A 25149-nucleotide genomic window follows, 5' to 3' on the forward strand; every position below is an offset into this window, starting at 1 on the left:
GCTTCTCTTTACGATTCAAGCAACCGCTGAGCAATATATTCTCCTTTTTTGCACCCGCCGGGGATTGCATATAAAGCAGAACCAATCGTTTGCGTATATTCATTTAACGCATCCTTTGCCGAAAGTGCCTTCAGCATGGGGATGAACTGATTGTCGGGATTTTTTTGAAAGCTGATAAACAGGAGACCTGCATCCATATAGCCGGTTTTCGAGTCAATGCCTTCTGTGTAAGAAAAGGCTCTTCGCAAAATCTGTTTCCCCGTAGATTTCGCAAGGCTGACGTGCGAATTTGACGGGATTTGATTCAGCTTGACAGGGTCTGTTTCTTTTTTTTGGCCAAAGGGTGCCCCCGAGCTTTTTCTGCGGCCGAAAGTATCCTCTTGATCCTTCAGGGAAGAGCGGTCCCAAATTTCAAGGAACATTTTGATTTTCCGAAAAGCCATATAAGTTCCCCCGGTCATCCAGTCAGGCTCGCCGGACTGAATCCACACGATCGAGTTCATCAAGGTGTCATCCTTGGTGCTTTGGTTTCCTGTTCCATCTTTAAACCCAAATAGATTGCGCGGCGTTTCTCCATTTTTGCCTCCGCTTAAAAAGCCTTTGTTTATCAGGCGGACTTCACAGGTGCCCACCGCTTGATTCAATAGGTTTCGCAGCGCGTGAAACGCCACCTGTTCATCATCTGCGCATACTTGGATGCAGATGTCTCCGCCTCCCTGCTTCGCATCGAGATTGTCATTCGGCATAGCCGGAAGGGCAGCAAGGTGTTTCGGTTTCTTGCTTTTCAGTCCGAAGCGATCCTTCCCATCTTTTTCGAAAAAGTCAGGCCCGAAGCCAAATGTAACCGTTAAGTTGGAAGGCGGTAAATCAGCCGATTCACCTGTATCCTGCGGCGGCAGGTATTGATTTTTCTGTTCGCTCGACATTTTTTTGCCTGACGTCAGCATGTGTGTCAGGCTGGTCCAGTTTCTGAATAACGTGATGATATCGCTTTTCTCCTTCGCCGTCACATCAAGCGCGGCAAAATACACGTACGACTGATGGGCAGTGGTGATTCCGGCCTGATGCTTTCCATAAAACGGAATAATCTGGTCATCCTCTTTTTCGTCCTTCTTCGATGACTTAGCCGCGGTCTGAACAAGCGGAGCAAGACCGCCGAGACCGCTGGCGCCAATCGCCACGGCCGCACCAGCCATCGCTCCCCATTTTAAAATGTCCCGTCTGTGAATTTGTTCTGGCTTTTTTTGTTCATCGCTCATGCTGTTACAAAACTCCTTTTATAGCACATTCGCAATCTTCGACATGGTTTCAGAAAGAGTCGTCAGCTTTGTGCTCAGCTCTCTGATTTGATCTTCACTTAATTTATCATAAGACGTATAGGCCTGATCATTTGTTTTGTATTTTGCCATTAAAACTTCAAATTCACTGAATTCGGTATCCAGCTTTTCCGTCAGGTCAGAGTGGTCTTTTACGAGCGCGCTTTTCACAGTTTGATACACGGCCTCAGAGCCTTCAACATTTGCCATAAGATCGACTAAATCGATTCGTGAGTAGCGCTCCTCTTCACCCGTAATTTTAGAAATACCTGCTTCGTTCAGAAGCTCCATCGCACCCGCCACAATTTGTTCTGGCGTTAATGTCAATGATTCAATCAAACCGTCAAGCTCTTTTACATCCTTGACAAGCTGGTCAGCCGTCGCCTTTTCCCCGGAAATATGTTTATCCTTCCAAATGGCTTTCTCAAGCTTGTGGAACCCTGTCCACTTGTCCCCTTCTTCTACATCGTTTTCACGGGCATCAATTTTCGGGTCAAGATCTCCGAGGCTTTCCGCAATCGGTTCAATTCTCTCGTAATAGACGCGCGCTTTCGCATATAACGTCTTTGATTTTTCAATATCGCCGGCCTTCACGGCAGCTGTAAATGCTTCAGTCGCCTTCACAAGCTGATCACTCTGTTCTTTGACGTATTCTTTATATTCATCTGCCGCTTTTGCCAGCTGATCGCTTGCCTTTTTGCTGCTCTTCTTCGCTTCTGTCAGGTCTTCTAAGGACGCTTTCAGTGACTCGGATTCTGTCTTAATTTTGTCTGTATCCGGTTTGGCTTTTTGCGCCTCTGTATAGATAGGCTGAAGGTGCTTTTCGATTTCTGTGTATTCGAACGGATAGTCGCTGCGAATATCATTTTCAAAAGAAAGCCAGTAGCTGTTTAATTCTTTCCCCTTCTTTTGAATCTCTTTTTGATCGGCTTTTTCTGCTGATTCATTCAGCTCGGAAATCATGTTCTCCATTTTATTGACGGAAGCCGTGATCTCTTTGCTTACTCCGCTTTTTTCAGAAGAAGCTTTTTCTTTAGTTGACGAAGTGTCATTGGCTCCGCATCCTGCACACAGTGCAAGGATGCATCCGGCTGTTACAGCAATCTTTGTGATATTCATTTTGTCAGTTCCTTTCCGTTTGTAAAATGTTTTGCCGCTTCTGAGACAAGCGCAATCAGTAAAAATAGTAAAATTAGCAATTGCGGAATCGTACTGTACACGGACGGGTAGATTCCGAGAACGGATACAGACGGAAGCCAGCTTTCTGCGTCAGACGGAAGAATCCCCGCGAGCTGCAGGCTGTGAACGCCTGTTCCAAGAAATTTCACGCACATATACAGGACAACCGCCATTGACAGCAGAAAAAACGGTTTCAATGGAATACGCATTCCGAGCTTTATCATAAGAATACCGACAATGACGAGAACGACAAGGCCCGCAGCTGTCCCGCCGATCAGCTCAGGGAGAGAGAGCTTTCCAACAAGGCCGATGAAAAAGATGACTGTTTCGAGCCCCTCCCTCACGACTGCCAGAAATGCAATGAGCGCAAAGGAAAGCAGGCTTCGTTTTTTCAGCGCCTGTGATTTCTGGATATTGATTTTTTCTCTCCACTTGTCCATCGAGGCGTTCCTATGCAGCCACACCCCGACATACAAAAGCATGACAGCGGACAGCACGCCGGTGATTCCGCCTAGCAAGAAATTGTTTTCTCCGAATACCTTCGAGGAGAACAGGAGGGTGACGCCGATTCCGGCTGCTAAGGAAACAAACATGCCGGCTGACGCGCCGCCCCAGATCCAAGCAGAAGAACGGGTGACACGGGCTTTTTTTGTCATGGTCAAAAGCGCCCCGATGACAAGCAGCGCCTCCATTCCTTCTCGAATTGGGATCAATGCCGCGTCCCACCAGCTGTAGCTGCTCGAAGCAATCGGCTCAAGCAATTGAATCATTTCGTCAATTTGCTTTAATACCTGATCGGGATGGCTGTCGATTTCAGCCTTTATGAGTGCCAGATTTTCCTCCGATGTGGTATAGGCTTCTTTGGATTGGGATACGACGTCTCCTTCTACGGCCAGCCAAGATGTGATTAAGTTGTCGATAGCGGCTGACGCCTCATCCAGCTGATCTTTTTCTATCAATTGTTTTGTTTCTTTTAAGCTTTGAATATAGGCTGTTAAGGACGTCCTTGATTGACCCGAGGATGCCTTTTTCAGCACAACAGCCTGCTGGTAGGTTTCTAAGTGAGAAGAAAGCTCTTCAAGCTGTGTTTCGAGTTTGTTCGCGTCTTGATTAATGAAAGAAAGAGAAATCATAGCGATATTCGAGTCCATTTTGCTGTGGGAAGAAATATTTTCCTTCTTAATAGATGGTTCTTCCTTTTTCCACGCCGATTTGAAGGTCTCAAATGTTTGCTGTGCGGAATCTATATCTCCATCTTGTACTGATTTAATCATTTGCTTGTTTAATTCAAGCAGGGAAGCAATTGGATCATTTTCCGCATGCGCCGCTGAACCGAAAAATATCAACAAGCTGAGTAATATAAGTGCCAGCCCCCGAGCCATCATGTTCCTCCTATAATTGAAAATGATTATCATTATATATCATAATCATAGCCAGTTCCCGCCCTTTGTCAATGAAAATTTGAAGGTCTGAAAACCTTGGCAGAACAGCAAAAAGGCTGCCCTTTACAGGACAGCCTCTTGAAAGCAAAATCGGGTTATCGGCCGGTCTTATATGTGTGAATAACATCGTAAAATTTGCGTGCGGCTTCTTCCGGATCTTCCGTCAGACTGATAGCGCTGATCATACTGACACCGTCAGCGCCCGCTTCAATTACAGGACCGGCATTTTCTATTGTGATACCGCCGATGCCGACAATCGGGATGCTGATGCCTTGACGTCTCACCGCTTCAATGAGAGACACACCCTGCACAGCTCTTGTATCCTTTTTCGTTTCCGTCGGGTAGATCGGCCCGAGACCGACATAATCTGCCCCATCTTCCTCGGCTTGCTTTACCTCAGACATCGTATGGGCGGACACGCCAAGGATCATATCGCCAATGGCGTCGCGTACCTCTTTTGCTTTCGCATCCTCTTGGCCGATGTGTACACCGTCTGCCTTCAGCTTCAGTGCCAGCTCCACATCATCATTGACAATGAAAGGGACTCCGGCTTCACGGCATGCCGCCTGAACCTTTGCGGCGAAGTCAATCCGTTCCTCCCCTGTCAGTGCGCCTTCGCCCTTTTCGCGAAACTGGTACAGAGTGGCACCGCCTTTTAATGCGTTTTGTACAACTGCCAGAGGATCGGCTTTTGTATTGTTTGAACCCATAATAAAGTAAACAGATAATAGCTCTTTCATCATTTCCCGAGAAATACGTGTCATGAGACTGTCACCCTTTCTATTGTCGCTAACTCTGATACATCTTGTTCAGAGACAGAAGACAGCTTGTTCAGCAATTCAATCTGAAAGCTCCCCGGACCTTTGTCAGCTGTCTGCTGCGCGGCAAGCTGAGCCGCAACACCATATGAGGAAATCGCAGCGATGGCAGCGAATAACGGATTTTTTTCCACTGCACAAAACGCACCGACTACTGAAGTCAGAAGACATCCGGCGCCTGTCACCTTCGTCAGCAGCTTGTGGCCGTTATGAAGAGTGTATACGTTAGATGCGTCGGCAATTACGTCGACTTCCCCAGTAATCGCAATGACCGTGTTCAGTTTTTGCGCCGCCTGTTGAGCCAGACGGACAGTGTCGCCTCCGCCTTCACCGGCATCGACTCCTTTAATCATCCAATCCTCAACACCCACGGTATGTGCAATTTCAGCGGCATTTCCTCTGATTGCAGAGAGGCGCACCTCACGTATAATCTCACGTGCCGATTCAGTGCGGAACGGTGTGGCACCAGCCCCCACGGGATCAAGAATGACGGGTACGCCATGTTCATTCGCTGATTTACCCGCAATGATCATAGCTTCGATGGTTTCCTTGCTTAGCGTTCCAATATTTAAAACGAGCGCGCCCGCGATTTTCGCCATGTCGGCGACCTCTTCTTTCGCATAAGCCATTACGGGTGATGCACCGAGGGCGAGCAGACCGTTCGCTGTAAAATTCGTCACCACATTGTTTGTTATGCTGTGCACCAGAGGGCTATGCTTCCGGACGGCTGTTAGTCGTTTTGCTGCTGATTGTGCATCCATGTTAGCATCATCCTTTACTCTCTCTTTTTTTCGGATCCCATAAATACGATTTCGTATGTTCAAGCCAGGCTCTTGCCGCAAAGGACAAATAGCGGTCCTTTCTCCATATAATCGCAAGATGCCAAGGGATGACCGGATCGACAAGCGGAATGACTTTGACCTTTTCCGGGTCAAGGCCGAGACATATGCGTTCCGGCAAAAGTCCGATCCCCAGGTTGGCTGACACCATCTCACTGATAAAATCCCATTGTGAGGTTTCGTAAATGATATGAGGTCTGAATCCGGCCTTGATACATTCCATCATAATTCGATTGTGGAGAACAAAATCCTCCCTGAAGAAAATAAAAGGCTCTTCCTTCAAATCCTGTAATCGGCTCTCTTTCTCACCCGCCAGCCGGTGGGAAGGGTGTACGACAAGCATTAATGTTTCTTTTACGATCGTAAATGAATGAAAAATGTCTTCGTTTGCGGGAAGAACAACAACGCCAATGTCAAGAGAACCGTCTCCAACGCCTTCTTGGACTTTGATAGAGCCATCCTCAACGAGCTGAAAGGTCACATTCGGATAATTTTCCCGAAAATCGCCGAGCACTCGCGGGAAAAATCCTGATCCGATCATCGGCGGCAGCCCGATTCGCACATGCCCTTTCTTGACCTCCATAATATCATTTAACTCGGATGTCAGGTTTTGAAATGATTTAATAATTTCCTGCGCCTGCACATACATGCTATGGCCGGCGTCCGTCAGCTCCACCTGCCTGCCATTTCGGTAAAAAAGCTCGATCCCAAGCTCCGCTTCTAAATTTTTGATCATTTTCGATATCGTCGGCTGAGAAACATAAAGTGATTGAGACGCCTTCGTAAAACTTTTCAGACGGGCGACCTCCAGAAAATATGTTAAATGGCGAATGTCCATTTGTTTCACCCTTTCTATAGACAAAAGGAATACTTATTATGCTTAATATATATTTTACCTATAGCGTAACCTCATGTACAATATGAATATAAGGGAGGCATCAAAATGAAAAAACTGTTGCTTACCGTTATTCAAATCGCTCTGTTATTTATATTCGCTCGGCTGATCAATTGGGTGACAGCCCTTCTTCATATAAATATTCCCGGCAGTATAATTGGGATTGTGATTCTTTTCACATTATTACACTTTAACATCATCAAGCTTGAATGGATAGAGCTTGGCGCGGCGTGGCTTCTTGGGGAGCTGCTTTTATTTTTTATCCCGTCTGCCGTCGGAGTGATTGAATACGGAGACATTATGTCAAAATTCGGTGTCAGCATTTTGCTTGTTGTCATCATCAGCACGTTTGTCGTGATGGTGTCCACAGGAACGCTTACACAACTTATTGCAAAAAGAAAGGAGAAAAAACATACGTGTTCATCGGAATTGTAAGTTTGTTATTAACGGTTTTGGTGTATTTAGGAGCAAAAAAAGTATATTCGCGTTTTCCGCGAGTCTATACGTCGCCGCTATTGGTGACGCCCGCTGTGTTAGTCGGTCTGCTGCTGCTGGTGAATGTCCCGTACGAGACATATAATCTCGGCGGTGAAGTGCTGACCGATATGCTTCAGCCGGCTACCGTGGCATTTGCGATCCCGCTTTATAAATATTTCCCTGTTTTAAAGAAATACGCAGTGGAAATTATTTTGAACGTCGCCTTCGGCTCATGCATCGCGATTATTTCTACAGCTCTTATTGCGAAATGGCTTCACCTCGGAACTGGCTTGATTGACAGCCTCGTTCCAAGATCAGTGACAACGCCGATCGCCATGAACGTATCTGAAATGATCGGCGGAATGCCTGCGGTCACAGCCATATTTGTCATTTTGACCGCTTTGTTCGGCACTGTCATCGGCCCGATAGTCATCCGCTATTTCCGCATTGATAACGAAATTGCGCGGGGCGTGCTTCTCGGCACAAGCGCACATGGAGCGGGCACATCTAAAGCATTTGAGCTCAGCTCTGTGTCCGGCACGATTTCAAGTGTGTCGATGATCTTAGCTGCGATTATGACGCTTTGCGCGGCGCCGTTTTTACTTTCATTTATGTAAGAAAAAACTGTCCTGGCAAGGGCAGTTTTTTTTATGTCTCCTTCCATTGAAAAGCTGAAAAATTACAATATAATGTAATTTGTGGATACCAAAGGAGGCACCCCCATGCACAACTTGCAGGTGAAACGGCACTACACAGCGTTAAAAGGATTTTATTTGTTTGCTTTCCTGGGCACAGGCAGTATCATTCCGCTGCTCAGCATGTATTTAACAAAGGAACAGCATGTAAGCGGCTCACAAGTCGGCTTGATTATGTCACTCGGCCCGATTGTGATGATCTTTTTCCAGCCGTTTTGGGGTATGCTGAGCGATTATACGCAAAAAACAAAAAGCCTGCTTGCGGTTTGCACATCAGTAACGGGTGTAATCGGGCTCGGCTATATCTTATTTGAAAGCTTTCCGCTGTTTATTCTGGTTGCGGCCTGTTTTGCAGCCTTTCAGAGCACTATCATTCCATTGTCAGACAGCATTTCTTTACGCTACACACAACTAACAAACGGAAACTACGGCGGAATCCGCCTGTTTGGTTCTCTCGGCTTCGGCATTGCGGTGTTTGTCATGGGACAGGTGACGAATCAGCTGTACCCCATTCACGTCATTTTTATCTTTGGCTGTGCCTTTCTGTGCATGGCAGCCATATTGGCCTCACAAATGCCGGGACAGCAGAAAACCAAAACAAAGATCAATATCCGCAAAGGGTTCCGGGAGCTGATCAGCAACAAACCTTTCCTCATCTTTATGATCATCACCTTTACGTCATTTGCACCAAATTTAGCGAACAATACATACTTCAGTCTGTTTCTCGACAAAAGCGGCGCGTCTCTTTCCGCCATTGGCCTTTTATTTTTTATCGGAGTGATCTCAGAGATTCCGTTTATGAGGTTTGCTCAGAAATTCATAGATAAAATGGGATTGCTCACTGTCATTATGCTGTCAGGCGGCGTTTCATTATTCAGGTGGATGCTTTACTTCACAGAGCCTTCGTTATGGATTATTTATGCGACGGTATGTCTCCAGGGCGTTTCCATTGGTTTATTTATTCCGGCGGCGCTGCAATACGTCAAAAAAATTACCCCAAGCCACGTGGAGGCGACAGCGCTAACCATGTACGCCGCCATCGGCAACGGATTCGGCAACTGGTTCTGTACGTTTGTTGGCGGATACATTTTTGACTACGTTTCCATTTTCGCAGTCTATCTGCTCTTCGCCATTCTTAGCATAGCAGGCGCAGGGCTGACATTATATTTAATAAAAGCAGAAAAAAATAAACATTCGCTTCATCAGACGGCTGTTACTTTTAAACCATAACGACTATAATGAATAAAAAGGAAGGAAGTGTGCTATGAACGGGCAAGAACGGAGCAGCATTTCTAAAGGATTGCAGGTCGATATTGTATTGAAAGCGGATCAAAAAACAGGAAAACTGACGCGAGGCACAGTGAAGGATATTTTAACGAAATCTAGCTATCATCCGCACGGCATTAAAGTCCGTCTTGAGGATGGCCGAATCGGACGCGTCCAGCAGATCATTTCTACATAAAAAGCTGCCCCTGAACCGGGCAGCTTTTCTCTTTTTATTTTTTCTGCAGAAAGACAACTTTTAAGTAATTGCCTTCTGGATATGCCGATATCGTTTTGAAGTCCTCCGGCAATGTAAATTCCTCTATAATCGTATAGCTTTCATTTGTTTCTTTGAACGCGGCATCGATAAAGCCTTTGAATTTCTTCATTCCGAAGGCGCTGCTGTTTGTAGAGGCGACAATGATGCCCTTGTCGGCTGTAATGGCGATCGTTTCCTTCAGCAGATTTTTATAATCCTTGGCCGCGCTGAAGGTGCGTTTTTTTGTGCGGGCAAAGGATGGCGGGTCGAGAACAATCAGATCAAAGCGCAGATCCTTTTTCGCCGCATATGAGAAGTATTTAAAAACATCCATCACTTTAATATCGTGCGCCTCGTAATCCAGCTTGTTCACGCTGAATTGCTCGATCGTTTTGGCCAGGCTTCGATTTGCCACGTCCACGCTTGTTGTTTTCTCCGCTCCGCCAAGCGCTGCCGCCACTGAGAACGCACCTGTATAAGAAAAAGTGTTTAAGACGTGTTTTCCACTGGCATAGCGGTCTCTGATCGCTTTGCGCACATGTCTTTGATCTAAAAAGATGCCTGTCATAGCGCCTTCGTTTAAATCAACCGCGTATTGTATCCCGTTTTCTTGAATGATGATCGGGAACTCGCCTCTTTCCCCCTTCACGAAGTCATCATCCTCGACATATTGTCCAGCCGTATCGAAGCGTTTCTTTTCGTAAATCGCTTTATATTCAATATCCAGTTCATCCAGAGCGGCAATCAGCGTTTCTTTAAAGGTGTAAATGCCTTTGCTGTACCATTGGAGCAGCAGGTACCCGTCATAATAATCAACAGTGACGCCGCCGATGCCGTCGCCCTCCCCGTTAAAGAGTCGGAAAGCCGTTGTATCAGGCGCCGCGAAAAGACTTGCACGCGCTTGTACCGCTTTTGTTAATTTGCTGAGGAAGAATGTTTGGTCGATATGTTCATTTTTATTGCGTGTGAGCGTCCAGCCGACCCCTTTGTTTTGCAGGCCGTAATAGCCCCTTGCGAGAAACTCGCCGCTTTCAGACATGACATCAATGAGGTCGCCTTCTTTGACGTGCCCCGCACTGCCGGTGAGGGCTTCCTTTTCGATGAGCGGATAGCCTTTTTTGATTTTTGCAGCGTGTGCTTTCTTTAGGGTGAGTAGCTTCATATATGTTCGTCCTCTTTCTGTTTGCTTTTTCTTATCGTACCACAAAACGCCAAGATGTCTGCATTGACAGAAAGGAAAGGTTTTTCTACGATAGACAAAAAGAGTTTCTAGGAGGAACAGCATGGCAAAACGAATTGACCATACAGGCATTATGGTAAGAGATATTAACGCGTCTATTTCATTTTATGAAGAGGTTCTCGGCATGAAATTGAAAGACCGCATCACTCATACGAACGGTATTATCGAGCTTGCTTTTCTTGGCTTTGAAGATGGCCCGGAAACAGAAATCGAATTGATTCAAGGCTACAGCAGCGAGCTTCCCGCCGAAGGTAAAGTGCATCACATTGCCCTGCTGACTGATGACATCGCGGCCGAATATACAAAAGCGGAAAGAATGAATGCGAAATTTATCGACGAAGAGATCACAACACTTCCAAACGGGTATCGTTATTTTTATATCGAAGGCCCTGACGGCGAGTGGATTGAGTTCTTTCAGCGGTAAAAATCAAAGAACGTACATTTTTCATGTACGTTCTTTGTTTATCTATACCAACTGATATACGTTGACTCATCGCAAAACATGGCTTCCCAGCCCATACCTTGAACCATGTCATGAATCTTTTCATCTTTCGCAAGAAAAACATTTATGAATGAGTCGTATACACTCATAAACACAAAATCCATTTTCTCATCAGTTAATATGAGCTCTGCGGCGGCTTCATCAAGAACCATCCGCAAGTTAGCCTCAGTTGTGTCCAGAAAGCCGCTGTTTTCCACAGTTGGTTCTGAGTAATAAAACCGATTGGACCCGTTGCAACGAAGCACTTTTACCAAACCGGGAATATGAAAATTTGAAATATGGTCCTCACTAGGATAAAAGAGATCTCCTTTTAAGTTCGCATGTAAACGTTCAGCTAAATCCTCTCTCGCGTACTCATCCCTTAAAGCAAATATCGATGTCTTCAAAGCCAGCCCCAGCTCTGCATGTGTTTGGAATCCGCATGAAGACATGATATCTTTCCATGTAACTGCTTTTCCTTTTTCCCTTACTTCTTGATCATTTGGATAAATATGCTCATATTCATTTTTTCTCTTAGCTTTTTCCCACCCTTCAGGCATTTGAATAAAAGGAGAACATAAAATAGCAGCTGATGTATATTCAACTGGTAGTTGTTTTAAGATTGGTGATTCGTCATCTAACCATATGTATTCTAGCATGCGTACCTCCTTTACATATTCTAACATTCACCTATAGTTGAAAGAAGATCATCAGCCCTTTAACAGCTGATGATCTATAACATTACATCAAGACATATTTTTATCCCCGGATTCAACCGCACTCTCTTCCTTCCATTTTTGATGATCCCAAATTCTAAAAAACGGATAGTAGAGAGCACATGTAATGAGCAGGTTCACCAGCTGCATGACGGCGCCCGATACTTTTCCGCCTGTCGCCAGGTACCCTGAAATGATCGGCGGCATGGTCCATGGCACGGCAATCCCGGCGGGCCTTGCCACCAGTCCGGTGCTCATGCCAATATAAGTGGCGGTAATGGTGAGGAGCGGGGCTATAATGAACGGAACGATAAGGAGCGGGTTCATCACAATCGGCATGCCGAAAATGATCGGCTCGTTGATGTTAAAGAGCGCGGGCCCAATGCCTAAGCGGCCGAGCTGCTTCATCTGTTTGCTCCGGGACCGCACAAGCATAGTGAGTACAAGTGCCAGCGTTGCCCCGCTTCCGCCGACATTAATCCAAATTTGAAAAAACTGAGTCGTAAAAATGCTCGGCAGCGCCTCGCCCGCTTGAAACGCGAGACGGTTTGCATCCATGGCGCCATACCAAATCGGCGCCATAATACCGCCGATGATCGAAGCGCCGTGAATGCCGCACGACCAAAGCAGCATTTGTACGAATTCGGCGATCAGACTCCCGCCGAGGCTGCCGCCAAGGATGGAAAGCGGTGTGCCGAGCAGGTCTCCGACAACATTGTGCAGGCTTTCAAAAGGCGTCATTTCAACCAAAAGACGCGCCAGCCATATAAGAAATACGATGATAAAGCCGGGAATCAGCGCGACAAATGATTTGCTTACTGCCGGCGGCACGCCGTCAGGCATGTTAAACACAATATTTTTTTGAATGATGTACCGATAGACTTCAGTCGAAAACAAGGCGATGATCATGGCGACAAACAGTCCCTTGCTGCCGAGCAATGTAATGGGAATTCCGCCTCCGACCATGATTGATTCTGTTGAGCCATCCGGCGTAAAAGGCACCTCAAACGGCGTTGCCAATAAGAAGGCTGCAATTGAAATCGCTCCGGCCGACAGCGCATCAACACCGTAGCTTTCCGCCAGCCGATAGGCGATCCCGAAAGCCGCAATCATTGCCATAATATCGAATGAAGCATTGACAGGATAGCCGAGCTTATCCGCCCACTGTTCCCCAAACACACTCGCCATAAAATCAGCATAACCAGGAATCGGCAGGCTGGTTAAAATCAAAAAGACAGAACCGATAATAATCAGCGGCATGGTCAAAACAATTCCGTCACGCAATGCGCTGAGATGCCGCTGTCCGGCAATTTTCCCAGCGACAGGCATGATTTTTTCTTCCATCACCCGAGTGAATGCGCTCATCTGAAAAGCCCCCTTTTCTCATTGCTTTGTGAACAACCTTTGCAATGTTTTCTTTATCTTATTTTGAAAACGCTTACAAATTCATGTGGAAAATTTCCTCTTCCTGCGGAAAAAATCTGAATTCTTCTAAGCCATCCTATCAATGAAAAAATTTTTTCCTTCTTACTATCAAAATCACATTATCCTCCGATATATATATCAAACATCATAGAAAAAGGAGAAGAACTATGAAAAACACGTTTTGCAAACTTGTTGTATCAGCCACTCTGTTTTTCAGTTTTCTCGCCCTAGGGCCACTTGCACATGCAGAGAACAGCAACCAGAATGAAATCATTGTGGTCTATAAAAACAAAGACGGCAAGGAAACTGTACTAGACAGTGATGCTGAGGTTGAGCAGCAGTATAAGCATCTTCCGGCGGTAGCGGTCAAAGCAGATCAAAAGACAGTAAAAGAGTTCAAACAGGACCCTGATATTTTGTATGTCGAAAACAATGTCACGTTCACCGCAGCGGACAATACAGACCTCAAAATACTGTCAGAGGACGCCGACACCTCTGACAACTTCGAACAATGGAACCTTGAACCGATTCAGGTCAAACAAGCTTGGAAGGAAGGGCTGACAGGGAAAAACGTCAAAATCGCTGTCATCGACAGCGGGATCTCCCCCCACGACGACCTGTCGATTTCCGGCGGGTACTCAACTGTCAGTTACACCTCTTCTTACAAAGACGATAACGGCCACGGAACACATGTCGCCGGAATTATCGGCGCTAAGCATAACGGCTACGGAATTGACGGCGTCGCACCGGAAGCACAAATATATGCGGTTAAAGCGCTTGATCAGAACGGCTCGGGAGATCTTCAAGGCCTTCTCAAAGGGATCGACTGGTCGATAGCGAATGGGATGGATATCGTCAATATGAGCCTTGGCACGTCTTCAGACAGCCAGATTCTTCATGACGCCATGGACAAAGCATATGAAAAAGGCGTACTGCTCGTTGCCGCAAGCGGAAATGACGGAAACGGAAAGCCAGTAAATTACCCTGCGGCATACAGCAGTGTCGTTGCAGTGTCAGCAACAGATCAACACAATCAGCTCGCATCCTTTTCGACAACAGGAAATGAAGTTGAATTTTCAGCACCGGGAACAGACATCACGAGCACGTATTTACATCAATATTACGCGACGGGAAGCGGCACATCCCAAGCGACACCGCACGCCGCTGCCATGTTTGCTTTATTAAAACAGCGTGATCCTGGTAACACGAACGTGCAGCTTCGCGCCCTCATGCAGAAAAACATCGTTGATCTCGGAATGACGGGGCGCGATCAGCAATTCGGCTATGGCCTGATCCAGTATAAAGCCCAGCAGGCAGATAAAGCGTACGCGGCTGCTGAGCAAGCGGTCAAAAAAGCTGAACAGACAAAGGCACAAGCCGATATTGACAAAGCGAGAAAGCTCGTCAGCCAGCTGCCAGATTCCAACGCAGAAAAAGCTTTGCAAAAAAGACTAGATAACGTTCAGGCATACAGAAATGTAAAAGACGCGAAGGACAAAGTGGCAAAGGCAGAAAAGTATAAAACCAAGCAAACCGTTGATACAGCACAAGCCGCAATCAACAAACTGCCGAACGGTACGGATAAAAAGAACCTGCAAAAACGCTTAGATCAGGTCAAGCGCTATATCGCATCAAAGCAAGCAAAGGACAAAGTCGCCAAAGCGGAAAAAAGCAAAAAGAAAACAGATGTCAGCAGCGCTCAATCGGCAGTCAGCAAGCTTCCGGCAGGCTCAGAAAAAACGTCCCTGCAGAAGCGTCTCAACAAAGTGAAAAGCAGCAATGTAAAAAAGGCGCAGCAATCAGTCGCCGCAGCGGAAAAGAAATCAACTGACGCAAACGCGGCAAAAGCCCAAAAGGCCGTCAATGAACTTCAGTCCGGAAAAGACAAAACGTCATTGCAAAAACGGTTAGATAAAGTGAAGAAAAAAGTGGCGGCAGCTGAAGCCAAAAAAGTCGAAACAGCCAAAGCCAAAGTGAAAAAAGCGGAAAAAGACAAGACAAAAAAATCAAAAACAGCCGCTCAGTCCGCAGTAAATCAATTAAAAGCATCCCATGAAAAAACAAAGCTGCAAAAACGGCTGAACGCCGTTAAGCCGAAGAAATAATTGAAAAACCTTTAAGGCGTAATGCTCGTCTTAAAGGTTTTTCATCTGTTAAGTGGTGTACGCAACCTTTTTCCCATTTGTTTCACAGGCTTTTCATACTATTGCTATCCTGCTGTGAACAGCATAAAATGAACGTTATTACAGATATCAACTGCATAATGCGGGATTGTGACTGGCAAGCAGGCAAGACCCAACGATGCAAAGGGAGTATTAGTGCCTAGAAAAAGAAAGGTATTTTAACTCTTCTTTTCGTGTTGGGCTCGTAACGGCGCCATGGACATTTCTGCTTTATATGTTTCGTAATGCCCCGTCACCCGACGAGGGCATTTTTTGATGGCTCAGAATGATTTATAGTTTTTCTCACTTTTTTCATTTTGATTGTCAACTTTTCATTTGATACGATGAACAAGCCGACTTTTCTTCAGCAGAGGGGGTTTTTATTGTTTGCAAAAAGAGATTGCGAAAGAATTATTGCTCCTCGCAGGAGGAAAAAACAACATTAACAGCATCAGCCACTGTACAACTCGTCTTCGTTTCGAAGTAAAGGATGAAACGAAAATCGACATACGTGCTATTGAAAATCTGCAAGGTGTGCAGGGCACCTTTTTCAGATATGGCCTGTTCCAAATTATTTTTGGGGCAGGTGTCGTCAACAAAATTTATAAAGAAGTCGTTTGTGTGTGGGAGGCATCGCCTTCTGAAGAGGCTGTTCAAGAGAAACATGCCAGCCGCAAACTGAACCCCGTCACAACATTTGCTAAAACGCTGTCCGATATTTTCATGCCGATTATCCCGGCGATAACAGCAAACGGGTTGCTCATGGGGCTGATCGGCATGATTCAGGTCTTTCACTGGTTCTCTGCCGACAGCCCGTGGATCAAAATGCTGGATCTCGTATCTAGCACCGCGTTTATTCTGCTGCCGATTTTGGTCGGCTTTAGTGCCGCCAGACAATTTGGCAGCAACCCATTTTTAGGGGCATTGATAGGAGGGCTTCTGACTCATCCTGATTTGCTTGATCCATCCATGCTTGGCAGCAAAACCCCCGCTTCCTTGGACATATGGGGGCTGCATATTCCATTGATGGGCTATCAGGGCGCCATTATACCGATTCTTCTCTCCGTTTATATCATGAGCAAAATTGAGAAGCTTTTAAAAACGATTGTGCCCAAGTCACTTGATGTCGTGATCATTCCCTTTATCACTGTGATGGTGACAGGGTGTCTCGCGCTGATTGTGATGAACCCCGCCGCAGTTATTATCGGCCAGGTCATATCGCAATCGATTGAATACATTTATCACCACGCAGGCATTGCTGCCGGAGCACTTTTCGGGGGCATCTATTCCACTATCGTTCTATCAGGCTTGCATCATAGCTTTTATGCGATTGAAGCGACTTTGCTTGCCGATCCTCATGTGGGTGTAAACTTTTTGGTGCCGATATGGTCAATGGCGAATGTGGCGCAAGGCGGAGCGGGACTGGCGGTTTTCTTCAAAACGAAGCAGTCCAGCCTGAAAAAAATCGCGCTCCCCGCTGCCCTTACCGCGTTTTTAGGCATTGTGGAGCCGATTGTGTTCGGGGTAAATGTGAAGCTGATCCGCCCCTTTATCGGAGCCGCTATTGGCGGTGCTCTCGGCGGAGCGTATGTAGTTGGGGCACACGTCGTCTCGAATTCCTACGGACTGACCGGCATCCCGATGATTTCAATCGTGCTGCCATTTGGCGTTGCGAATTTTGTTCATTATATGATCGGTTTTTTGATCGCGGCCGTCTCTGCTTTTATAGCTACATTGTTTCTCGGGTTTAAAGAAGAGACAGAATAACTGGATTTATTCGATTTCATTCATAAAACGGGGGATGAAAGGAAAAAAGCTATGAAAATTAAAAGAATCTTAAATCATAATGCAATCGTCGTAAAGGATCAAAATGAAGAGAAGATTCTCTTGGGTGCAGGAATTGCGTTCGATAAAAGAAAAAATGATATTGTCGATCCGTCTAAAATAGAAAAAACATTCGTCAGAAAAGATACACCTGACTATAAACAATTCGAAGAGATTTTAGAAACGTTGCCGGAAGACCATATTCAAATCTCCGAGCAAATTATTTCCCATGCTGAACAAGAACTGAACATCAAAATCAATGAACGGATTCACGTCGCGTTTTCAGACCATCTCTCATTTGCGATTGAACGCCTGAGCAACGGAATGGTCATCAAAAATCCGCTGCTGAATGAGATCAAAGTTCTTTATCCGAAGGAATTCCAAATCGGCATGTGGGCTAGAGCGCTGATTAAAGAGAAGCTGGGCATTGAGATTCCTGAGGATGAAATCGGCAATATCGCCATGCATATTCACACAGCCAGAAACAACGCCGGCGACATGACACAGACACTTGATATAACAACGATGATCCGTGACATTATCAACATTATTGAAACCCAGCTGTCGATCAACATTGTGGAGGATACCATTTCTTATGAAAGGCTCGTAACCCATTTGCGCTTTGCCATTCAGCATATCAAAGCAGGCGAAACCATTTACGAGCTGGATTCAGAAATGATTGCCATCATTAAAGAAAGATTCAAGGATGCTTTCCTATGCGCCAAAAGCATCGGCACTTTTGTAAAAAAGGAATATGGCTTTGAGTTTCCTGAAAAAGAATTATGCTACATCGCCATGCATATTGAGCGGTTTTATCATCGGTCAGTGGCGCGCTGACAAACAAAAAAACGCTTTTGATGATCTCAAAAGCGTTTTTTTCATATATAGATTATTGGTTGATGGCCGGGCTCCCGATCGTATTCCACTTCGTATAGGACATGTAATGGAAATACTCATCGCGGTACGGATGCTTTGTATTGGAGTTCCAAGGCTTTTCTCCGCCGCAGAAGTGGACGATTGCCGGGTCTTCTCTCGTTTCATTATATTGCTTCCGTCCTAACAGTGTCGGTGGTGTTTTCAGTTTTAACATGATGTATGTTTGAGCGTTCCAGCGCGGATGAAGCTCATACCACTTATCATATAAGATCGCGTTCAGCGCATCTTGGTCATGTAACACAAGAAAATCTTCAGAACCGTTTTCATTGATAAAGTTGAGAACTTTTTCTGTGATGTTTTGCTTTCTCCAAGGTTCCATATCAATAATCATAATACCTGAGTTAAAATACTTTCCTGTGTCCGTGATATTCATTTCTTTCAAGCGTTCATGCTGCCCCGCATCTTCCACAGCAGCAACGGTGTATGGAGAGATGTCCAAGTCCCATAGTTTCGAAATATCCTCAAGGACAAGTGCATCACAGTCGACATATATCATACGTTTGATGCTCTCATCCTTAATTAAGTCAGGAATCGAAATGCGGTAATATGCCGCTTTTGTAATATGGCTGCTTTCCACCGCATGTTCATACTGGTTGGCATCCACTTCTAAGAACTCAATCGGCACGCCGAACTTCAATGTCGTTTCTTCCAGCCTTTTTTTGTTATCAGGCTCAATTCCCCCATCAATCACATATAACTTCACTTTTCTATTCTGGTCCATGTTTGTCAATAAAGAAACGAACATCCCACCTAAATGACGAGCATAATTATCATCTGCGCATGATACGATATGCATAAATTCATCTTTCTTCAATGATATTCATCTCCCTTTGTGTTGTACAAGTTACATTCCCTTTTTCAGAAAATTAAACACCATTCTCCAATATTTTTTCTAATAGAATGTGCTAGACAACAAAAAGGCTATTATTTTTTGAACATGCGATAAAGCCAATAAAGGATGAAAAAGCTCGCGATTGCAATCGCTTCAGCTGAGGCGATATACCATGGCCAAGGCCCGAGAACATCCAAAAGTGAAGAGCCGCCCGGCTTTTTCGTTAAATACATATAATTCGCATTCAGCCAGCGGTCAACCAGATAAATGATCCCTCCGTACAGATTGACAATCAAAACAGTCACCCATAAAGAGCGCTGTCTGAGTCTGTACGCGCCAATTACCGCCATAAGCAGACAGGATAGAAATACGGCCCCGTGCGAAATAAAAAAGAGAATATATCGTACATGCGGAAATGAAAACATACCAAGATCTGGGGTCAGAAGCGCCTGAAGCGAGCTTCCTATACCGACAAAATACAAAAACACAAACAGCTTTCTGCTCTTTGTCACCAGCATAATCGCTGATAAATACACAGACAGGTCACTCAACTGAAGAGGCAGAGAAGTCCGCACCGACCACCTGCCCGTGGCGATCATCCATATTTGGTAACCAATTTGTGAAGCAAGCAAAAGAAACACAAATAAATAGCGCAGAAATTGACTGAATGCAGGCTGCTTCACTGACCGGCGGAACAGAAACAATAGGATGGCAAGCACGCCGATCAAGCCTAATGTCACTGCATGCTCTGTCGAAAACAGATGAAACGGATCGTGTCTATACACGCCTTGAACATATTTTTGCACAACTGCACCCCTCGTTAACGGATTTTTCTTTATTGTGGTGTTCTTTTGGCTTTTTTTATTCAACTGAAAAATATAGGCTTGAAGTTCATCATCGTCTCTGCTACAATTCATTTCATAGCTAATGATTCTGATAATTTAAGGCAGGCCTGATAAATGGAACGTTTCAATACACAGCAGCAGCTTCGCAAAGAAGAGCATGACACACTCAGCAAGCTTAGACAAATGCCCGTTGAGTCACTCAACTTGGAAGCCATTTCGATCGCGACGAATCTGTATCGGTCTGCGCAAAGGCTCCGTGTCAAAATGGAGACTGAGGTTCTTTCTTCTTACAAATTATCTTGGACCGCTTTCTCCATTCTTTACGATCTATGGGTATGGGGCAAACTCGAAACGAGAAAAATCGCTGAGCTGTCAGGCATTTCAACAGCTACAGCAAGCAACGTGATCAAAACGCTCGAAAAAAAGGGCTTTTGCTCCAAAAGCATCGATACCAGAGATCGTCGACTTGTTTTTGTCACAATTACTGAAACCGGCAAACAAGCGATCGAAGAACTCTACCCCGAGTTTCACAAAGGGGAAACGGAATTGATTACGGGCATGACAAAAGAGGAGCAGAAAAACCTGACAGGACTGCTTAGAAAAGTAGCGGACAATCTTCATACATCATAAGCTTTGACGGGAATCCAGTAGCGGTTTGTCTCCCTGTTTCAGAGAGCCGGCGGAAGGTGCGAGCCGGCACACAGGCACACGCGAATTACCTCCCCGAGCTTTCTTTGTGAACGTTAGTAGCAAAGGACGGAAAACCGTTATTCGAATGAGCGGAAGACAATGTCTTCAACCAGGGTGGTACCGCGTGCATTGAGCCACGTCCCTTATCGGGATGCGGCTCTTTTTGTGTTTCTAAAAAAGGAGGAAGAACGATGAAAACATTTGATCAGCTCACAGCAGCACAGCAAAAAGAAGTCGAAAGACAGCTTGATTTATATATGACAGGCGCCCAAGAAGTCATACCGCCGGAGGAATTAAAGGCTAAGCTTGTCAAATCGATTGCGACAGGCACACCACTAAAAATCAAACTCGGATTAGACCCTTCTGCACCGGATGTTCATCTGGGACATACGGTCGTTTTAAACAAGCTTCGCCAATTTCAAGAAAACGGCCACATTGTGCAGCTCTTGATTGGCGATTTCACAGGAAAAATCGGTGATCCGACAGGCAAGTCCGCGGCCAGAAAACAGCTGACCGATGAAGAAGTCAAGCACAACGCCAAAACATACTTCCAGCAATTCGGGAAAGTGCTTGATCCAGAAAAAGTCGAGCTGCACTACAACTCGAAATGGCTGAAAACATTGCATCTGGAGGATGTCATTGACTTGGCAGGCAAAATAACAGTAGCACGCCTAATGGAACGCGATGACTTTGAAGAACGCATCGCCATGCAAAAACCGATCTCCCTGCATGAATTCTTTTACCCGTTGATGCAGGGATACGATTCCGTCATTCTGGAAAGCGATATTGAATTAGGCGGAACAGACCAGCATTTCAATGTGCTGATGGGACGGCATTTCCAAGAACGATACAACAAAGAAAAACAAGTCGTCATCCTGATGCCGCTTTTGGAAGGCTTGGACGGTGTTGAGAAAATGTCGAAATCAAAAAACAACTACATCGGCATTGACGACCATCCAAACGACATGTACGGGAAAACGATGTCACTGCCCGACAGCCTGATGAAAAAATATATCCATTTGGCAACGGACCTTGAGCTTGAAGAAAAAAAACAGCTCGTGAAGGACTTAGAAACCGGCTCCGTTCATCCAAGGAATGCCAAAATGCTTTTAGCCAAAACGATTGTCCGAATGTACCACGGATTGGAAGCTGCTGAAGCAGCCGAACAATCTTTCAAAACAGTCTTTCAGGAAAACAGCCTGCCTGAGGATATTCCGGCTGTGAACTGGAAAGGCGAGAAAACAATAGCGATGATTGATCTGCTCGTCACTCTAGATCTTCTCTCTTCGAAAAGCGAGGCGCGCCGCATGATTCAAAACGGAGGTGTCCGGATTAACGGAGAGAAAATAACAGACATTCACGCCGATGCAGAGATAAAAGAGAATATGATCATCCAGGTCGGCAAACGCAAGTTTTTAAAACTCCAATAATTTAATGTCCTGACGCTTATGAAATCGGCTTTCATAAGCGTTTTTTTGCAGGTATAAAGCACTGTCTTTTCAAAAATGCGCTTCAGGTTGCAGGAAAACCCTTTAGCATCCCGAAATATTCCCCATCCACACATTAGGGGAGGTTCATGTTTATGAAAAAGCTTTTAACTGTAATGACGATGGCCGTTTTAACGGCCGGCACGGTTCTCTTGCCGGCACAGAGTGTCACCCCTGCTGCGCACGCTGTCCAAGTATCAGAAAGCCAGCGGGAGCTTCCATTCAAAGCAAAGCGTGCGTACTCAACCATTTCTCAGCTTAGTGAAACAATCGGCCCCAGAATAGCCGGAACTGCCGCTGAAAAAAAGAGTGCCTTATGGATCGCCTCAACCTTGAGAAAATTAAAGCTTGATGTGAAGGTTCAACGATTCGGCATTCCTGACCGGCTTGAGGGAACGCTGTCTTCAGAAGGACGCGACATTCTTCTCCGGGCGGCATCCGGCTCAGCCCCGACTGAGGAAAAAGGGCTGACGGCTCCGCTTTACAATGCCGGCTTAGGCTATCCAAAGGACTTCACCGCTGACGCCAAGGGCAAAATCGCCTTGATTTCAAGAGGAGACCTGACATTTTACGAGAAAGCCAAGAACGCCGAAGACGCCGGAGCGAAGGCTGTCATCATTTATAACAACAAAGAAAGCCTTGTGCCTGTCACCCCAAATCTATCAGGAAATACAGTCAGCATCCCTGTCGTCGGAATTAAGAAAGAAGACGGTGAAACCCTTATCCAGCAAAAAGAAGCAACCTTACAAATAAACGCGCTCTCAAATCAAACCTCCCAGAACATCATCGGTGTCAAAAAACCAAAGGACATCAAAAATCCTGATATTGTGTACGTCACAGCACATTATGACAGTGTTCCTTTCTCACCCGGCGCAAATGACAACGGATCAGGAACCTCTGTCATGCTGGAAATGGCACGCGTCTTGAAAAGCATTCCTTCTGACAAGGAAATCCGCTTTATCGCTTTTGGCGCTGAAGAGCTCGGCCTGCTCGGCTCCTCTCATTATGTAGATCATCTATCAGAAAAAGAGTTGAAACGAAGCGAAGTGAACTTCAACTTAGACATGGTGGGTACAAGCTGGGAGAATGCGTCTGAGCTGTATGTCAACACATTGGATGGACAATCTAACTATGTTTGGGAATCCAGCCACACGGCCGCTGAAAAAATTGGATTCGACAGCCTGTCTCTGACACAAGGAGGCTCATCCGATCACGTGCCGTTCCATGAAGCCGGTATAGATTCCGCTAACTTTATTTGGGGAGATCCGGAAACCGAAGAGGTTGAGCCTTGGTATCATACCCCTGAAGACTCGATCAAGCATATCAGCAAAGAACGCCTTCAGCAGGCCGGCGACCTTGTGACAGCCTCTGTCTATGAAGCTGTGAAAAAAGAGAGAAAACCGAAAGCCAATAAGAAACAAATAAAGACAAAAGCCTCTGACATTTATGAAGATATGAAATAAAAAAAGACGGCACATCGCTGCCGTCTTTTTTTAATCCACTTCTTTCTTAATCCCCAGCATTTTCTCATCTAAATAATGGGCGATCTCCGCCGCTTCCTTCAGTTCATCGGTTAAATGTTTAGGAACGTCGTTGTTCAATTTATAGTAGATTTTATGCTCCAAGCTCGCCCAGAAATCCATGGCGATGGTGCGGATTTGAATTTCTGCTTTGACGTATTCCACTCTGTTCGTTAAGTTCACAGGCATTTCAATAATCAAATGCAGGCTTCGGTAGCCGTTCGGTTTCGGATTCTGAATATAATCCTTTACCTTCACGATCCGCAAATCCTCATGCTGCTTCAGGACGTTCACGACATTATAAATATCAGAAATAAAGGAACAAATGATACGCACACCGGCAATATCGTTGATATGTTCCTTCATTTCCTGTGTCGTAATCTCGCAGCCCTTTCTCATGAGTTTATTTACGATGCTTTCAAAGCTTTTCACACGCGATTTTGTATGCTCAATCGGATTGTGGCCATGAATTAAATTGTATTCCTGACTGATAATCGAAAACTTTGTATCAAGTGCATCAAGTGCGAATTTATAAACCAACAGTTCGTTTTTCCAGTCTTCCATGACAGTTTTTAAATCGTCCATATGTGTTACAGATAAATCCATTTTCGTCATCTCCTTTAACGGATCTTTATCCGCTGTCCATGTACTAGACGTGCCTGCCTGCTGCTAGGTTCTATGAATTTTTTTACAAAATCCTGTCGAATGTAACAAAAAAAGACCGCATGAAAAAGCGGTCTTCTTTCTTACCGGAAATAACTGATCAATAATCCAATTGACAGCAGGAATCCGAAAAATGTATTGGTTTGCGCTGTAGATTTCATCGCCACAATCATATTCATTGGCAATTCTTTTTTGACGAAGCCTTTCACCGCCTGAACTGGTTTAGGTACGCTCAAAAAGACGACAAACAGCCATGGGCTTGCAGCTCCTGTAATGACCAAGCCGACAACCCAAATATACGCGACAGCAAAAGATGCAGCCAGCAGAGTGACAGCTCCTTTATGCCCCATCAGGATTGCCAATGTTTTGCGTCCGCCTTTTTTATCCTCTTCGATATCGCGAATGTTGTTCGACAGGTTAATCGCGCCGACAAGAATCGCAATCGGAATCGAAATCAAAATGCTTTGCATATTGATCTTATCTGTCTGAATAAAAAATGAAATCAGCACAAATACCGAACCCATGCAAATGCCCGAGAATAACTCACCGAACGGTGTATATGCAATTGGCAGAGGCCCGCCTGTATACAGGTAACCGATCGCCATTCCCACGAGGCCGATGACAGCCAGCCACCAGCTGCTGCTCATGCAAATATACACACCGAGCAAAATGGCAATGCCGTATGAAGCGAGAGCTAATTGCAGAATCGTTTTGGGCTTCATACCATGTCTGACAATTGCGCCGCCGATTCCGACAGATTCAGCTGTATCTAACCCGCGTTTAAAATCGTAGTATTCATTGAATAAGTTCGTCGCGATCTGGATCCATAAGCACGAAAACAGCATAGCCAGAAACAGCAGCAAATCAACCTTCACATAAAACATCGCCAAAACTGTTCCTAGAAGCACAGGAACAAACGACGCCGTTAATGTATGCGGACGCGTTAATTGCCAAAGAATCTGCCCCATACTTTCTTTTTCCGGCGCTGTCTGACCCTCACCCTTATTTGTTTGGTTCATCTTCCTCTTCCTTTCTATTAAAAGGCTTACTTTATTTCAGCCGGCCACTTGATGAAACTTGCGTTTTGCTTCCTTATCTATCATAATGACTTCTCCACCATTTCACAAGATACCTTGAGCGGGCGT

24 protein-coding genes and 1 other annotated feature are annotated in these 25149 nt (G+C 45.4%); of the genes, 11 read left to right on the forward strand and 13 right to left on the reverse strand.

Annotated elements, in window-relative coordinates:
* Positions 1–8 precede the first annotated feature (8 nt).
* From efeB to NSU16_RS19115, 6 genes are all read right to left on the reverse strand, one after another.
* Positions 9–1259: an iron uptake transporter deferrochelatase/peroxidase subunit gene (efeB, locus tag NSU16_RS19090; RefSeq protein WP_168749057.1), complete on the reverse strand. Its 1251-nt coding sequence runs from the start codon at positions 1257–1259 to the stop codon at positions 9–11.
* Positions 1260–1277: 18 nt separating this feature from the next.
* Positions 1278–2435, reverse strand: coding sequence for an iron uptake system protein EfeO (gene efeO, locus NSU16_RS19095; RefSeq protein ID WP_168749058.1), 1158 nt, complete (start codon positions 2433–2435; stop codon positions 1278–1280).
* Positions 2432–3877, reverse strand: a complete 1446-nt coding sequence (locus NSU16_RS19100) for an FTR1 family protein (protein WP_168749059.1) — start codon at positions 3875–3877, stop codon at positions 2432–2434. The genes efeO and NSU16_RS19100 overlap by 4 nt, the downstream gene beginning before the upstream one ends.
* 155 nt (positions 3878–4032) lie before the next feature.
* Positions 4033–4701, reverse strand: a complete 669-nt coding sequence (thiE, locus tag NSU16_RS19105; RefSeq protein WP_168749060.1) for a thiamine phosphate synthase — start codon at positions 4699–4701, stop codon at positions 4033–4035.
* Positions 4698–5516, reverse strand: a complete 819-nt coding sequence (gene thiM / locus NSU16_RS19110) for a hydroxyethylthiazole kinase (RefSeq protein ID WP_339191732.1) — start codon at positions 5514–5516, stop codon at positions 4698–4700. Before thiM ends, thiE begins: the two co-directional genes overlap by 4 nt.
* Before the next feature lie 7 nt (positions 5517–5523).
* Positions 5524–6432, reverse strand: coding sequence for a LysR family transcriptional regulator (locus tag NSU16_RS19115; protein ID WP_268444687.1), 909 nt, complete (start codon positions 6430–6432; stop codon positions 5524–5526).
* Between the two features lie 105 nt (positions 6433–6537).
* On the opposite strand from NSU16_RS19115, the gene NSU16_RS19120 reads away from it, so the two are divergent.
* From NSU16_RS19120 to NSU16_RS19135, 4 genes are all read left to right on the forward strand, one after another.
* Complete coding sequence (locus NSU16_RS19120; RefSeq protein ID WP_003227375.1) at positions 6538–6924, forward strand: CidA/LrgA family holin-like protein; 387 nt, start codon at positions 6538–6540, stop codon at positions 6922–6924.
* On the forward strand, positions 6906–7583 hold the full coding sequence (locus tag NSU16_RS19125; protein WP_010332371.1) for a CidB/LrgB family autolysis modulator: 678 nt from the start codon (positions 6906–6908) through the stop codon (positions 7581–7583). The genes NSU16_RS19120 and NSU16_RS19125 overlap by 19 nt, the downstream gene beginning before the upstream one ends.
* 105 nt (positions 7584–7688) lie before the next feature.
* A complete protein-coding gene (locus tag NSU16_RS19130) occupies positions 7689–8891 on the forward strand; it encodes a major facilitator superfamily domain-containing protein 6 (protein ID WP_339191733.1) in 1203 nt (400 codons plus the stop codon).
* Between the two features lie 34 nt (positions 8892–8925).
* Positions 8926–9123 carry a YwbE family protein gene (locus NSU16_RS19135; protein WP_010332373.1) on the forward strand — a complete coding sequence of 66 codons (198 nt, stop codon included), beginning with the start codon at positions 8926–8928 and terminating at the stop codon, positions 9121–9123.
* Positions 9124–9157: 34 nt separating this feature from the next.
* Here the strand turns inward: NSU16_RS19135 and NSU16_RS19140 are convergent, their stop codons facing one another.
* Complete coding sequence (locus tag NSU16_RS19140; protein WP_339191734.1) at positions 9158–10345, reverse strand: class I SAM-dependent rRNA methyltransferase; 1188 nt, start codon at positions 10343–10345, stop codon at positions 9158–9160.
* Between the two features lie 121 nt (positions 10346–10466).
* Between NSU16_RS19140 and glxA the strand changes: the two genes are divergently transcribed.
* A complete protein-coding gene (glxA, locus tag NSU16_RS19145; RefSeq protein WP_010332375.1) occupies positions 10467–10847 on the forward strand; it encodes a glyoxalase GlxA in 381 nt (126 codons plus the stop codon).
* A gap of 38 nt (positions 10848–10885) precedes the next feature.
* Here the strand turns inward: glxA and NSU16_RS19150 are convergent, their stop codons facing one another.
* Positions 10886–11563, reverse strand: a complete 678-nt coding sequence (locus tag NSU16_RS19150; protein WP_339191735.1) for a DUF2711 family protein — start codon at positions 11561–11563, stop codon at positions 10886–10888.
* Between the two features lie 87 nt (positions 11564–11650).
* Entirely contained in the window at positions 11651–12985 is a 1335-nt protein-coding gene (gene celB / locus NSU16_RS19155) for a PTS cellobiose transporter subunit IIC (protein ID WP_339178840.1), read from the reverse strand.
* 227 nt (positions 12986–13212) lie between these two features.
* On the opposite strand from celB, the gene NSU16_RS19160 reads away from it, so the two are divergent.
* From NSU16_RS19160 to NSU16_RS19170, 3 genes are all read left to right on the forward strand, one after another.
* The gene (locus NSU16_RS19160; protein WP_339191736.1) at positions 13213–15150 is read left to right on the forward strand and encodes a S8 family serine peptidase; all 1938 of its coding nucleotides are present in this window, start codon (positions 13213–13215) and stop codon (positions 15148–15150) included.
* 444 nt (positions 15151–15594) lie between these two features.
* A complete protein-coding gene (locus NSU16_RS19165) occupies positions 15595–16974 on the forward strand; it encodes a sucrose-specific PTS transporter subunit IIBC (RefSeq protein ID WP_339191737.1) in 1380 nt (459 codons plus the stop codon).
* Between the two features lie 51 nt (positions 16975–17025).
* The gene (locus tag NSU16_RS19170; RefSeq protein ID WP_010332379.1) at positions 17026–17868 is read left to right on the forward strand and encodes a PRD domain-containing protein; all 843 of its coding nucleotides are present in this window, start codon (positions 17026–17028) and stop codon (positions 17866–17868) included.
* A gap of 52 nt (positions 17869–17920) precedes the next feature.
* Here NSU16_RS19170 and NSU16_RS19175 read toward each other — a convergent pair whose 3' ends face one another.
* Positions 17921–18781 (reverse strand): glycosyltransferase family 8 protein, encoded by an 861-nt coding sequence (locus NSU16_RS19175; RefSeq protein WP_010332380.1) that lies wholly within the window; start codon positions 18779–18781, stop codon positions 17921–17923.
* A gap of 110 nt (positions 18782–18891) precedes the next feature.
* A complete protein-coding gene (locus NSU16_RS19180) occupies positions 18892–19605 on the reverse strand; it encodes a TIGR02206 family membrane protein (protein ID WP_339191738.1) in 714 nt (237 codons plus the stop codon).
* A gap of 153 nt (positions 19606–19758) precedes the next feature.
* Between NSU16_RS19180 and NSU16_RS19185 the strand changes: the two genes are divergently transcribed.
* From NSU16_RS19185 to NSU16_RS19195, 3 genes are all read left to right on the forward strand, one after another.
* Positions 19759–20274: a MarR family transcriptional regulator gene (locus NSU16_RS19185; protein ID WP_339191739.1), complete on the forward strand. Its 516-nt coding sequence runs from the start codon at positions 19759–19761 to the stop codon at positions 20272–20274.
* Positions 20269–20481 (forward strand) — a binding site (T-box leader). Its footprint overlaps the gene before it by 6 nt.
* A gap of 44 nt (positions 20482–20525) precedes the next feature.
* Positions 20526–21764, forward strand: a complete 1239-nt coding sequence (gene tyrS, locus NSU16_RS19190; protein ID WP_339191740.1) for a tyrosine--tRNA ligase — start codon at positions 20526–20528, stop codon at positions 21762–21764.
* A gap of 152 nt (positions 21765–21916) precedes the next feature.
* Complete coding sequence (locus tag NSU16_RS19195; protein WP_339191741.1) at positions 21917–23284, forward strand: M28 family metallopeptidase; 1368 nt, start codon at positions 21917–21919, stop codon at positions 23282–23284.
* 30 nt (positions 23285–23314) lie between these two features.
* Here the strand turns inward: NSU16_RS19195 and ywaC are convergent, their stop codons facing one another.
* The gene (gene ywaC / locus NSU16_RS19200) at positions 23315–23947 is read right to left on the reverse strand and encodes a GTP pyrophosphokinase YwaC (protein ID WP_010332385.1); all 633 of its coding nucleotides are present in this window, start codon (positions 23945–23947) and stop codon (positions 23315–23317) included.
* 140 nt (positions 23948–24087) lie between these two features.
* On the reverse strand, positions 24088–25023 hold the full coding sequence (locus NSU16_RS19205) for a 1,4-dihydroxy-2-naphthoate polyprenyltransferase (protein WP_010332386.1): 936 nt from the start codon (positions 25021–25023) through the stop codon (positions 24088–24090).
* Between the last annotated feature and the right edge of the window lie 126 nt (positions 25024–25149).

The sequence above is a fragment of the Bacillus sp. FSL K6-1003 genome, assembly GCF_037964945.1.
Taxonomy (GTDB): domain Bacteria; phylum Bacillota; class Bacilli; order Bacillales; family Bacillaceae; genus Bacillus; species Bacillus mojavensis.

Excerpts from the sequence above, each read along its gene's own strand:
- ywaC (WP_010332385.1), bottom strand. The coding sequence starts at position 23,947 with ATGGATTTATCTGTAACACATATGGACGATTTAAAAACTGTCATGGAA.
- NSU16_RS19185 (WP_339191739.1), top strand. The coding sequence starts at position 19,759 with ATGGAACGTTTCAATACACAGCAGCAGCTTCGCAAAGAAGAGCATGAC.
- NSU16_RS19140 (WP_339191734.1), bottom strand. The coding sequence starts at position 10,345 with ATGAAGCTACTCACCCTAAAGAAAGCACACGCTGCAAAAATCAAAAAA.
- thiE (WP_168749060.1), bottom strand. The coding sequence starts at position 4,701 with ATGACACGTATTTCTCGGGAAATGATGAAAGAGCTATTATCTGTTTAC.
- NSU16_RS19100 (WP_168749059.1), bottom strand. The coding sequence starts at position 3,877 with ATGGCTCGGGGGCTGGCACTTATATTACTCAGCTTGTTGATATTTTTC.
- NSU16_RS19135 (WP_010332373.1), top strand. The coding sequence starts at position 8,926 with ATGAACGGGCAAGAACGGAGCAGCATTTCTAAAGGATTGCAGGTCGAT.
- NSU16_RS19160 (WP_339191736.1), top strand. The coding sequence starts at position 13,213 with ATGAAAAACACGTTTTGCAAACTTGTTGTATCAGCCACTCTGTTTTTC.
- efeO (WP_168749058.1), bottom strand. The coding sequence starts at position 2,435 with ATGAATATCACAAAGATTGCTGTAACAGCCGGATGCATCCTTGCACTG.
- NSU16_RS19115 (WP_268444687.1), bottom strand. The coding sequence starts at position 6,432 with ATGGACATTCGCCATTTAACATATTTTCTGGAGGTCGCCCGTCTGAAA.
- tyrS (WP_339191740.1), top strand. The coding sequence starts at position 20,526 with ATGAAAACATTTGATCAGCTCACAGCAGCACAGCAAAAAGAAGTCGAA.
- NSU16_RS19130 (WP_339191733.1), top strand. The coding sequence starts at position 7,689 with ATGCACAACTTGCAGGTGAAACGGCACTACACAGCGTTAAAAGGATTT.
- NSU16_RS19195 (WP_339191741.1), top strand. The coding sequence starts at position 21,917 with ATGAAAAAGCTTTTAACTGTAATGACGATGGCCGTTTTAACGGCCGGC.
- thiM (WP_339191732.1), bottom strand. The coding sequence starts at position 5,516 with ATGGATGCACAATCAGCAGCAAAACGACTAACAGCCGTCCGGAAGCAT.
- NSU16_RS19170 (WP_010332379.1), top strand. The coding sequence starts at position 17,026 with ATGAAAATTAAAAGAATCTTAAATCATAATGCAATCGTCGTAAAGGAT.
- NSU16_RS19205 (WP_010332386.1), bottom strand. The coding sequence starts at position 25,023 with ATGAACCAAACAAATAAGGGTGAGGGTCAGACAGCGCCGGAAAAAGAA.
- NSU16_RS19150 (WP_339191735.1), bottom strand. The coding sequence starts at position 11,563 with ATGCTAGAATACATATGGTTAGATGACGAATCACCAATCTTAAAACAA.
- efeB (WP_168749057.1), bottom strand. The coding sequence starts at position 1,259 with ATGAGCGATGAACAAAAAAAGCCAGAACAAATTCACAGACGGGACATT.
- glxA (WP_010332375.1), top strand. The coding sequence starts at position 10,467 with ATGGCAAAACGAATTGACCATACAGGCATTATGGTAAGAGATATTAAC.
- celB (WP_339178840.1), bottom strand. The coding sequence starts at position 12,985 with ATGAGCGCATTCACTCGGGTGATGGAAGAAAAAATCATGCCTGTCGCT.
- NSU16_RS19120 (WP_003227375.1), top strand. The coding sequence starts at position 6,538 with ATGAAAAAACTGTTGCTTACCGTTATTCAAATCGCTCTGTTATTTATA.